The sequence below is a fragment of the Corynebacterium mendelii genome (assembly GCF_017307055.1).
GTDB lineage: Bacteria > Actinomycetota > Actinomycetes > Mycobacteriales > Mycobacteriaceae > Corynebacterium > Corynebacterium mendelii.
Genome location: NZ_JAFLEQ010000017.1, coordinates 59,793 through 70,433, shown reverse-complemented (window position 1 = coordinate 70,433; position 10,641 = coordinate 59,793). Strand labels below are relative to the sequence as shown.

Genomic DNA, 10,641 nt, shown 5'->3' with positions numbered 1-10,641 from the left:
GCTGCCGGTGCAGCGGTTGTGCCGTGGTGCCTTATTTTTTTTAAGGGCCGTGTCTTTTTTTTCTAAAACGGCTGCTTGTCGGCCGGGCAGACGGTGCCGTCGGCGGGAAGGGACAGATCGACAAGATAGTCGGTGGCCACCGACAGTGCGCAGGCCGATTTGTCGATGCCGGTGTGCCCGAAGGAGTCGACCGTCACAAGTACCGCCCCGGGGATTGCTGCTGCCACAGCTTCTGCCTGGTCCAGCCCGGTGGCGTTGTCGTGGGTGTTGCCCACCACCAGCGGGCCGGTGGCGGTTGCGGTGTCGAAAGGCCCGCGGTAGGCGTCGGGGTCGGTGCCCGGCCACCGGGCGCACAGAGAGGAATTCCACAGCCACACCCCGGTGAAGGGATTGGCGAGCGCTTCCGGGCTGTTGCTGTAGTCCACCCAGGCCTGATAGCTGTCCGGGTTGCGGGCATCGGCGCACATGGGTGCCTGCTGGGTGAAGGTGTCCCACCACACGGCGTCATCGGGTTGGCTGCGGGTGGCCGGGACAATCCGCCGCCCGTCAGCGGTGTGCTCCGGGGCGGACTGCGGCTGGGGGGCATCATCGGATGCCGCGGGTGCGGCTGCCGGTGCGGTGGGGGACTGCCAGCCACCGGTGTCGCCGGTGGCCGGCGGCGGGGGCGCCACGTAGCTTTCGCCTTCGATGACCTGCCGGTAGGTGTCGTGAATCATGTCGATGAGGGCCTGCGCATCATCCGGGTCGTACTGCAGGGCAACCGCCGAAAACACCAGTGATGTCAGGCTGACGGTATCCAGCCCCGCCTGCACCGGGCCGTGGCGCAGGGCATCGGTTGTCTGCTGCCATTCCCGCCGGATGGTTGTCGCATGCCGGCATCTGTCCGGGCCCGCTGTCTCACAGGCATCCAACAGCGCCAGCAGTGACTGGTGGGCGGCCTTTGCGGTTCCGGTGCGCACACTGACCGGAATGGTGGGGTCATCGCCGCCCGAGGTCCATGCCACCGGATCGACCACCCCGTCCAGAATCATTGCCCGGGTGGTGTCGGGAAACAGTGACCGGTAGGTGGCGCCGACCACCGTGCCGTAGGACAAACCGACGAAATTGAGTTCATCCAGGCCCAGTGCCCGGCGAACCAGATCCATGTCGCGGGCCACATTGGCGGTGGAGACATGGTTGATGATCGGGACACCCGAGGTCGCGCAGGCGGCATTTTCGTATTTGTTGTTGTCGATCCACACCTTGATTTCATCGTCGGTCGACGGGGCCTGGTCGATGTAGTCCGGTGGGGTGGCCGTCGACCAGCAGCGGGCCTGCGAGGAGATGCCGACCCCCCGCGGGTCGACAGCCACCAGATCAAACCGGTCGGTGATCTGCGGACCCAGTACTTCCCTGAACCGGGTGAGATGGCCGATCGCCGATTCACCGGGGCCGCCGGGATTGACGAAGATGGCGCCGCGGCGGGAATCCGGGTCGGCGGCATCAATGACCGCGACATCAATGGCGATGGCATCACCGTCCGGATCCCGGTAGTCCAGGGGAACCGCGGCGGTGCCGCAGCGTCCGTCATCAACACTGCTGCAGGGGTGGAAATCGATGACCGGTACCGGCGGCGGGGAGGTACCGTCATCCGGCCACACCGGCTTTCCGTCCGGGGCCGAGCCACCGGTGTCACCGCCCGCGGCGGTTGGTGCTGTGTTGCTGACGGTTGCAACGGCACCGCCGGTGGAACCGGCCGGGGAATTCCCGCCGCTGGAGCAGGCTGCGGTACCGAATACCAGCACGGTTGCAACGGCAGCGGCTGTCACGGTGAAAGGACGCTTGGAAAAGTTCACCGCTTCAACCTACCGCGGGCAACCGGCATCCAGGGTTTTGCCCGAAGGTTCACAGTATCTTGGCAGGTTCGCTCCAGCGGATGTGAAACCGGTGGGGCCACACTGGTGTGCGCGGACAACAGATTGGGAAACTGGGGTCCTCTCCGTGGTGCGCACCGGGTGCCGGATTCCTCCTTCCGACGGCATACCGGTGACATGGGGAACACAATCCGCGGGCGGCCGCGGCGCAGTGATGACACTGCAACCGCACATGACAGGCCGCCCGCGGATTGTTCCGTGTCGTCCCGGGCACCGCGGCGCCGCACAACGGTCCTTGACAGCCAACTGCCAGCATCCGGGCAGCGTTCCCGCAGGGCGTTTTGCCATACTCTGGAGTGGAATGCGGGTGGTTTTTCTGCCCGCGCACAACAGACATCCCCGTCGAAAGGTCCGGTGGCAACCATGCCCAGCGCAGCGGTGAAAGTTCTCGTCGTCGACGATGAACCGAACATTGTGGAGCTTTTGAAAGTGTCCCTGGAATTCCAGGGCTTCCAGGTGGCCACCGCATCATCGGGTGCCCGGGCGCTGGAAGTGGCCGCCGAGTTTGACCCGGATGCCTTCATTTTGGATGTGATGATGCCCGGTATGGACGGTTTCGAGCTGCTCGGCCGGCTGCGGGCTAAGGGCCTGGATGCGCCGGTGCTCTATTTGACGGCCAAAGACGCGGTGGAGCACCGCATCCACGGCCTGACCATCGGCGCCGATGATTACGTGACCAAGCCGTTTTCACTGGAGGAAGTGATCACCCGGCTGCGGGTGATTCTGCGGCGGGGAGCGCATCCGGGTGACGGCCGCGGCAGTGATGCGGTCCTGGAGTACGCGGATGTGACCCTCAACGACGACACCCATGAGGTGACCAAAGCCGGGCGCGTGGTCGACTTGTCGCCGACGGAATTCAATCTGTTGCGCTACCTGATGGAAAACGCCGAGGTGGTGCTGTCGAAGGCGAAAATTCTGGACAATGTCTGGCACTACGATTTCGGCGGTGACGGCAATGTGGTGGAAAGCTACATCTCCTACCTGCGGCGCAAAATCGACAATGAGCAGCCGCATCTGATCCATACCGTGCGCGGTGTGGGCTATGTGCTGCGGATGCCCCGGTCCGCCACCTAAAAACAATCCGTCGAGTGCTGTTTTTCTCCCAGGAGTGCACCAGCTGTGAACAACACGCCACATGTGGACCGGCACCTTTCCGGCGCACCCGGTGACGGGGCCGCCGACGGGGATGCGCACACCATCGATCCCCCCGCGGCCGACACCCCGCCGCCCGCGCCGGGCGCCGGGGCCTGTCGGCCACGCCCGCGCACCCGGCGCGGCCGGCGGCTGGCGGCGGGCCGCCGGCTGAAGGCGATTCCGCTGCGGGTGACACTGCTGGTGATCGTGCTGGTCATCAGCGCCGTCGGGTTGACGGTCAGTGCCGCGGCGGTGGGAACACTCATGCGGGACTACTCCTATGCGCAGATCGACCGGCAGCTCACCGAGGCCATGGGGTCGTGGGCGGGAAGGAACCTGCCGCGGCCCAACCCCAATGTGGCCCGCCCGCCGAGTGATTTCTATGTGCAGAAAATCTACGGTGACGGCACGTCACTGGTGTTCAACGACCACGATTCAGCCCCCGATATCCGGGCGATCACGGTTGCTGACACCCCGGTGACCGTGGCAGCGGTGCACGCCAGTGGCGACCAGTCGGATTGGCGGGCCATTGTCTCCAAGCAGGGGCCGGTGGTCACGGTGGTGGCGGTGTCGCTGAAATCCAGCCACCGGCTGCTGGTGTGGCTGACGTTGCTGCAGCTTCTCATCGGACTGGTGGTGCTGTTGGTTTTGGGTTTCATCAGCTGGTTTGTCATCAAACGTGCTCTGCGGCCGTTGTGCGAGGTGGAACAAACCGCGGTGGCCATTGCCGGCGGTGATCTGGACCGCCGGGTTCCCTCCTGGCCCGCCAACACAGAGGTCGGCCACCTGGCCCAGTCGCTGAACATTATGCTCGGCAGGCTGCAGGATTCGATCACCACCGCCCGGGACAAGGAGGAACAGATGCGCAGATTCGTCGGGGATGCCTCCCACGAGCTGCGCACACCCTTGACCAGTGTGCGGGGATTCGCCGAGCTCTACCGCTCCGGGGCAACCACCGACGCGGACTATGTGCTGGGCAGAGTCGAGGGCGAGTCACAGCGGATGAGCCTGCTGGTTGAGGATCTGCTGGCGTTGACCCGGGCGGAAGGATCCCCGATGGAGATCACCGACTGTGATCCGTGCCAGATTGCCCGCACAGTTGTGTCCTCGCTGAAAGCCGCCCACCCGGAGCGGATCCTCAGGCTGCATATTGACGGTGACGGTGATGGTGACGGCGAGCGGATACCGGACATGGCCGCTGATGCCGCCCGCATCAACCAGGTGCTGACCAATCTGGTCAACAATGCGCTGGTCCATGCCGGTCCCGCGGCGGAAGTGGAGGTGACGGTCTCGGCGTCGCAGGGCGATGTGGTGTTCACCGTCGCCGACAACGGGTGCGGGATGGGGCAGGCCGATGTCGACCACATTTTTGAGCGTTTCTACCGGGTTGACACCTCCCGGTCGCGGGACCATCATCCCGCCGGTTCCGGCTCCGGGCTGGGGCTGGCGATCGCCCGCTCCCTGGTGCTGGCCCACAAAGGATCGATCAGGGTCGACAGCCGGCTGGGGGAGGGGACCGTGTTCACCGTCACCATTCCCGGGGCAGCCGCGCACGGCACCGGGGTGCAGAACAACCGGTAGCGGTTTTTTCCCGCGCGGGTTTTTCCGCAGCGGGTTTTTTCCGGCCGTCCGGCAGGTAGCATCGGCAGCATGCGCCGCGCCGCGGCCGGCCCGGCGGAGGAAGAAAACACATGACAGGGACAGGGATTATTCCCGGGCGGGAGCAACAATGAAGGGACTGCTCGATCTTGACGGGCGGCTGTTGAAGCTGGTGTCTTTTTTGGCCGATACCGTTGTCATCACCGTGCTTGTGGTGCTGTCTTTTCTTCCCGTGGTCACCGGCGGGGCGGGGGTGTGCGCGGCCCAGCAGCTGTTCCACCGCCGCCGGCACGGTGCGGCCATCAGCCCGGTGGATGATTTTTTCACGCTGGCCGCAAAAGCCTTCCCCGCAACGGTGCCGGCCTGGCTGGTGGCCGTCACCGTCACCGCCGCCACGGGGGCCGTAGTGACGGTTCTCGCCGCCGGCAGCCCCACCGCGCTGTCGGTGGCGCTGCGCGCCCTGATGATTGTCATCTGGATGGTGGTGGCCGCCTGGGTGGGCTGGTATCTGCTTGCCGCCGGATACACCACCGCCCGGCGGCCGGAGGTGCTGGCGCGCCGGGCTGTGGGGCTGAGCATGGTGTTTCTTCCCCACACCGCCGCGGCGGTTGCGGTGGCCGCCATTCCGCTGCTGGTGGCCGCGGTGGATCAGGGGCTGGCGGCCAATCTCGCCGGTTTCTATCTGATCATGGGGGTGGGGCTGACAATTAGCCTGCAGATGCGCATCGTGGACCGTCCGGTCACGGCGCTGGGCCGGGCCTAGGGCCGCACCGGGCGGGGCACGATCGGTTTTTCCGCGGCGGCGGCATCGGCCAGGGCCTGCGACACTTCGTCGGCCAGGGTGGTCAACCAGGCGTGGCTGACCCCGTGCACGGTGCGCAGCTCACCGACGAGTGAGCGGCTGCGGGGCACAATCGTGTCGGCGTCGCTGACAATCGATATCAGCCTCACCCCGGCGGGGATGGTGGCCGACAGTTCGGATTCGCACATCAGCTGTGTCAGGGAGGGGCCGACCAGCACATTGACGGCGGTGCGCAGCAGCGGGTTCATTGTCACCGGCTGGCCTTTGAAACATCCGCCCAACCCGACGATGGTGCGGATCCGCCCGGTAAACTGCGGCAGATGGGCCAGCCTCAGGGCCATCAGCCCGCCCAGGGAATGGCCCACCACATCGATGCGCTGGCGGGGTTCAAGCAGCTTGTCCAGCTGGGTGACGATATCGAGCAGGCACACCTCCAGCGGGTCTGTTCCCCGGTGGCCGTATTCGATGCCGATGCTGCGGCGGCCGTCGTTGTTCAACCGCCGGGCAATGGGGAGGAAATTACCCGGCGAGGACACCGTGCCGTGCAGCAGCACCACCGGAATATCATTGGGGCGGCGCGCGACGGGTTCGGGCAGTGTCCCCCGCCGGGGAATCAACCGTGCCAGCGTGACACCCATGATCGTTCCACTCGCCGCCTTCCCGCTGTTGCTGCTGCCGGGTTGTCAGGTTTTCGGCAGGCTAGACCCAGTCCTGCCAGACGGCGTCTTTGTCCGCCTGTTTTTTCGCCTTCTTCGCTTTCTTTTCCTGTTTGCGCGCCGCTTTGCGGGTCCCGGCATTCCCGTCGGTGGTGCCGGGGGCGTCCGCAGTCTCGGGCGGCGGGAGGTAGCGGCGGTCAACCCCGGCGAGGCCGGTGAGCAGAACCGGCGGCCGGTGGTTGTCCCCGGCGCCGCCTGCGCCGCAGTCCCGGCAGGCGACCTGTTCGAGAACATCCCGCACAATCCGGTGCACCTGCCGGTCGCGGACCAGATCCCCGTGGCTGGCCGGGTACAGCGGGAAAATGTCCTGTACATAGAAATTGGTCACCGCCGGGCTGTCGCCGCCGCCCGGCGGGGACAGGAAACACGACGACGGCGGGCGGATGGTGGCATCGGTTTTGGTGGCCACGCAGGTATAGCCCACCCCGGCAAGAACCTCCTCCGGGTGGTTGAGCTGCTCCAGAAACCGGCTGCCGCGCAGCTGCTGCCGGCCGGCGGCGCCGAAATAGAAGTCCATGGCATGTTCGGCGAAAGCACTGGAGGTATCGCCTGTCACCAGCCCGGAGAGCATGCCGCCCAACGAGGTCCCGTGGTTGGGGGAACCCAGACACACCAGGTGGTGGACCTTGTCCCGTCCGCCGAGGTTTTTCATGTACCAGCGGGCCACCAGCCCGCCCTGCGAGTGGGCCACGATCACGCATGCCGTGCAGCCGGTGGCATGCAGCACCTGGTCGATGTAGGCGGCCACCTGGGAGGCCGAATCCTCGATGGCGCGGGTTGCCCGCCGGCCGTATTCGGGGGTGAACACAACCCAGCCGGCGGTGCGCAGAAACCGCACCAGCGCGGCCAAATCCCCGGCGGTGGTGGCGGAGCCGTGCAGCAGCACCACCGGCCACCGTTTGTCACCGACCGGCCGGGCACGCCAGTCATCTTCGACATGGCCGCGGTCACGCAGCCGCGACAAACTGGTGGACATCGGCCCGCCGGTGGCCGGCTGGCCGGGTACGGGTGTGTCATGGCTGGACACGGTCACTATCTCCCCGGGATTCGTGGTGGCGGTCAAACGGTTGGACAAGGTGGCGGCGTGGGGTGCCCGGACAAAGCGGGGCGGGTGTGGCTGCCCCGCCGCGGCAGGCAGCGCTAGGCCAGCGGGTAGCCGTCCTCGCCGGTGCCCAGCACCCGGCGCAGCCCGGCGGCGGCCCGGCGCATTTTCTCTTCGTCCACCCGGTCGGGGGCGATGGCGTTGGCGAAGTTGTAGTCGGCCATGGAGTTGGCGGGGAAGCAGTGGATGTGGGTGTGGGGCACATCGAAACCGGCGATAATGTGCGCCGCGCGCTGCGAACCGAAGACCTCGATGATGGCCTGCCCGATGGTCTGCGCCACCTGGTTCAGGTGCGCCCAGGTGGCCGGATCCAGATCCGTCCACTTGTCGACCTGGGCGACCGGGACAATCAGGGTGTGGCCGTAAGCCACCGGGGCGATATCGAGGAAAGCGACACAGGTTTCGTCCCGCCAGACAAAGGTGCCGGGGATCTCGCCGTTGATGATTTTCGTGAAAATGGTCTCCATGCGGCCCCAGGGTAGTGCCGTCGGCCGGGTGTGTGCAGCACCGCCCGCTCCACCACCCGGCGGTGGGGCGGGTGAAAAAAAGGGGGCGGTTTGTTCCCCGGGCCGGTAGCCTTGGCGTTTATGCGCGTACTTTTGATCGGATCCGGAGCCAGGGAGCATGCCCTGGCACAAGCACTCACCAACGACCCGCAGGTCACCGATATTCACGTCACCCCCGGCAACCCCGGCATGGCGGGGATAGCCACTGTGCACACACAGCTGGCCGGGCAACCGCTGGCGGTGGATGACCCGCGGCAGATGGCTGACCTGGCGGCCGCCGTCGGCGCCGACCTGGTGGTCATCGGCCCCGAACAGCCGCTGGTGGCCGGTGTCGCCGATGTGCTGCGGGAGCAGGGTTTCGCCGTGTTCGGCCCGAACAAACAGGCGGCGATGATCGAAGGGTCGAAACTGTTCGCCAAAGACGTCATGCAGGCCGCGGGGGTGGCAACCGCCGGGGTGGACACACTGACCCCGGAAACCATCGGCACCGATCTTGACGGTGTCCTTGACCGTATGGGCCCGGTGTGGGTGGTCAAAGACGACGGCCTGGCCGGGGGCAAGGGCGTGGTGGTCACCGATGACCGTGACGCGGCGGCCGCCCACGCCCGGGCCGTTGCCGCCGCCGGGCATGACGTGCTGTTTGAAACCTTCCTCGACGGGCCGGAGGTGTCGCTGTTTTGTCTGGTCGACGGCACCGACGTGGTGCCGCTTCTCCCCGCCCAGGACCACAAGCGCGCCCACGACGGCGACAACGGGCCCAACACCGGCGGCATGGGCGCCTACTGTCCGCTGCCGTGGCTTCCCGACGGCGCGGTCGACTACATCGTCGACCATGTGGTCACCCCGGTCGCCGAAGAAATGGCCGCCCGCGGCTGCGCCTACTCCGGGCTGCTGTACGCCGGTCTGGCTTGGGGGAGCAAGGGCCCGGCCGTCGTGGAATTCAACTGCCGTTTCGGCGACCCGGAAACACAGGCGGTGCTGGCTCTGCTGCGCACCCCGCTGGGCGGGCTGCTCAAGGCGGTGGCCGACGGCCGGCTGGCCGAGCATCCGCCACTGGTGTGGGAAGACGGCTTCGCATGCACGGTGGTGCTGGCCGCGGAAGGCTATCCGGCACAACCGGTCACCGGCGGGGTGATCACCGGCTGCGGGCAGACGCAACCCGGCACTGTGCTGCACGCCGGAACCGCCACCGACGACCAGGGCCGGCTGGTCGCGGCCGGCGGACGGGTGCTCAACGTCATCGGTAAAGGAGCCAGCCTCCAGGCCGCCCGCGACCACGCCTACGGGGTGCTCAAGACCATCAGCCTGCCCGGTGGTTTCTACCGCAGCGATATCGCCCGCACCGATATCGACCGCACCGTCCGCCTGCCCGACTGAGGCGGCGGCCCGCCGGCCGCCCGCCCCCCACCGGTGCGGGTGGCCGGCGCGGCAACTCACTAAGCTTGCACAGCGTGAACAACAAGGCCACGCACAACGTACGCGGTGTGTTCCCGCGCCGTGACGGCGCCGTGCAGCCGAAACCGGCCCAGCTGGTGGCGGGGGCGTTTTTCGCCATGATCGTCATCGGCACCGTGGTGCTGGCGCTGCCGGTGTCCCGGCCCGCCGGCGACGGCGGCGCGGATCTTGTCACCGCCGTGTTCACCGCGACCTCGGCAACATGTTTGACCGGGCTGATTGTGGTGGACACCGCCACCTACTGGTCCCATTTCGGCCAGTTCGTCATTATGGCGCTCATCCAGCTCGGGGGGCTGGGGATCATCACCCTGTCGACGTTGGCGTCCTGGATCATCGCCGGGCGGATCGGGGTGAAATCCAGGCTCAACACCGCCGCCGAAGGCCGCGGCGGGGTGCATTTGGGGGATGTGAAAACCCTCCTGGTCGCCACATTGAGCTTCACCATGTTCATTGAGGCGGTCATCGGTTTCCTGCTGGTGTGGCGTTTCCACTACGGCTACGGCTACGACTGGCCGGCCGCGATCTGGGAGGGGGTGTTCCACTCCATCTCGGCCTTCAACAACGCAGGTTTCTCCCTGCGCAGCGACAGCCTGGTGCCCTATGCGGGGGATGTGGGGATGCTGGCGCCGATCTCCGCGGCGATTGTGGTCGGCGGCCTGGGGTACCCGGTGCTGCTGGAGCTGTCGCTGCGGGTGCGGCGGCGCACCCAGAACATCAAACATCTGCCGCAGCTGTCACTGACCGCCCGTTTCACCCTCATCGGCACCGTGGTGCTGCTGGTGGTCGGGTTTGTGGGTTTCGCCGTGATGGAGTGGAACGGCGCCCTGGCCGGCCAGAGCACCCCGGTGAAAATACTCAGCGCCGCCTTCCAGTCGGTGACCACCCGCACCGCCGGGTTCAACACCGTCGACTTCGGCCAGATGCACCCGACCAGCCTGCTGCTGACCGATGTGCTGATGATCATCGGCGGCGGCTCGGGCGGAACGGCCGGCGGGATGAAAATCACCACCATCGCCGTACTGGTGGCGGTGCTGGTGGCTGAAATCCGGTCCGACGAATCAGTGTTTGTTTCCGGCCGCCGCATCCAAAACCGGGTGGTGCGCCAGGCGATGGCGGTGACCACCATGGCGCTGGTGCTGGTGGGGGCCGCGATCGCCGCCCTGATGCTCATCGCCCCCTACATCCCGACCTCGCAGCTGGCTTTCGAGGCGATCTCCGCACTGGCCACCGTGGGGCTGTCGACCGGGATTACCTCCATTTTGCCCACCAGTGCGAAACTGATCATCACCCTTCTCATGTACGCCGGACGCATCGGCCCGATTACCATGGTGGCCGCCCTGGCCGCCCGCCAGCAGTCCCGGCTGTATTCCTTCCCCGTGGAAAGGCCCCTCATTGGTTAAGCTCATCAAAAAAT

9 protein-coding genes are annotated in these 10,641 nt (G+C 66.5%); 5 read left to right on the top strand and 4 right to left on the bottom strand.

Annotated elements, in window-relative coordinates:
- Positions 1-62: 62 nt before the first annotated feature.
- Positions 63-1,835, bottom strand: coding sequence for an alpha/beta fold hydrolase (locus tag JZY06_RS10655; RefSeq protein ID WP_207279543.1), 1,773 nt, complete (start codon positions 1,833-1,835; stop codon positions 63-65).
- 441 nt (positions 1,836-2,276) lie between these two features.
- Here JZY06_RS10655 and JZY06_RS10650 point away from each other — a divergent pair, with 441 nt between their 5' ends.
- The 3 genes from JZY06_RS10650 to JZY06_RS10640 all read left to right on the top strand — a co-directional run bounded on the left by JZY06_RS10650 (position 2,277) and on the right by JZY06_RS10640 (position 5,409).
- Positions 2,277-2,987: a response regulator transcription factor gene (locus tag JZY06_RS10650; RefSeq protein WP_207279542.1), complete on the top strand. Its 711-nt coding sequence runs from the start codon at positions 2,277-2,279 to the stop codon at positions 2,985-2,987.
- Between the two features lie 45 nt (positions 2,988-3,032).
- Complete coding sequence (locus tag JZY06_RS10645) at positions 3,033-4,628, top strand: sensor histidine kinase (RefSeq protein ID WP_330617269.1); 1,596 nt, start codon at positions 3,033-3,035, stop codon at positions 4,626-4,628.
- Between the two features lie 148 nt (positions 4,629-4,776).
- On the top strand, positions 4,777-5,409 hold the full coding sequence (locus JZY06_RS10640) for a hypothetical protein (RefSeq protein ID WP_207279541.1): 633 nt from the start codon (positions 4,777-4,779) through the stop codon (positions 5,407-5,409).
- Here JZY06_RS10640 and JZY06_RS10635 read toward each other — a convergent pair.
- The 3 genes from JZY06_RS10635 to JZY06_RS10625 all read right to left on the bottom strand — a co-directional run bounded on the left by JZY06_RS10635 (position 5,406) and on the right by JZY06_RS10625 (position 7,733).
- Positions 5,406-6,086: a lipase family alpha/beta hydrolase gene (locus tag JZY06_RS10635; protein WP_207279540.1), complete on the bottom strand. Its 681-nt coding sequence runs from the start codon at positions 6,084-6,086 to the stop codon at positions 5,406-5,408. The two genes, JZY06_RS10640 and JZY06_RS10635, sit on opposite strands and share 4 nt — an antisense overlap.
- A gap of 61 nt (positions 6,087-6,147) precedes the next feature.
- Positions 6,148-7,191, bottom strand: a complete 1,044-nt coding sequence (locus JZY06_RS10630; protein WP_330617268.1) for an esterase/lipase family protein — start codon at positions 7,189-7,191, stop codon at positions 6,148-6,150.
- Between the two features lie 113 nt (positions 7,192-7,304).
- Positions 7,305-7,733, bottom strand: a complete 429-nt coding sequence (locus JZY06_RS10625; protein WP_207279539.1) for an HIT family protein — start codon at positions 7,731-7,733, stop codon at positions 7,305-7,307.
- A 120-nt stretch (positions 7,734-7,853) separates the two neighbouring features.
- On the opposite strand from JZY06_RS10625, the gene purD reads away from it, so the two are divergent.
- Both purD and JZY06_RS10615 read left to right on the top strand, forming a co-directional pair.
- Positions 7,854-9,149, top strand: coding sequence for a phosphoribosylamine--glycine ligase (gene purD / locus JZY06_RS10620; RefSeq protein ID WP_207279538.1), 1,296 nt, complete (start codon positions 7,854-7,856; stop codon positions 9,147-9,149).
- Between the two features lie 131 nt (positions 9,150-9,280).
- Entirely contained in the window at positions 9,281-10,627 is a 1,347-nt protein-coding gene (locus JZY06_RS10615; RefSeq protein ID WP_207279756.1) for a TrkH family potassium uptake protein, read from the top strand.
- Positions 10,628-10,641: the final 14 nt, after the last annotated feature.

What these genes read in the sequence shown, in the direction of transcription:
- JZY06_RS10650 (WP_207279542.1), top strand. Translation starts at nt 2,277, where the DNA reads ATGCCCAGCGCAGCGGTGAAAGTTCTCGTCGTCGACGATGAACCGAAC.
- JZY06_RS10640 (WP_207279541.1), top strand. Translation starts at nt 4,777, where the DNA reads ATGAAGGGACTGCTCGATCTTGACGGGCGGCTGTTGAAGCTGGTGTCT.
- JZY06_RS10635 (WP_207279540.1), bottom strand. Translation starts at nt 6,086, where the DNA reads ATGGGTGTCACGCTGGCACGGTTGATTCCCCGGCGGGGGACACTGCCC.
- JZY06_RS10625 (WP_207279539.1), bottom strand. Translation starts at nt 7,733, where the DNA reads ATGGAGACCATTTTCACGAAAATCATCAACGGCGAGATCCCCGGCACC.
- purD (WP_207279538.1), top strand. Translation starts at nt 7,854, where the DNA reads ATGCGCGTACTTTTGATCGGATCCGGAGCCAGGGAGCATGCCCTGGCA.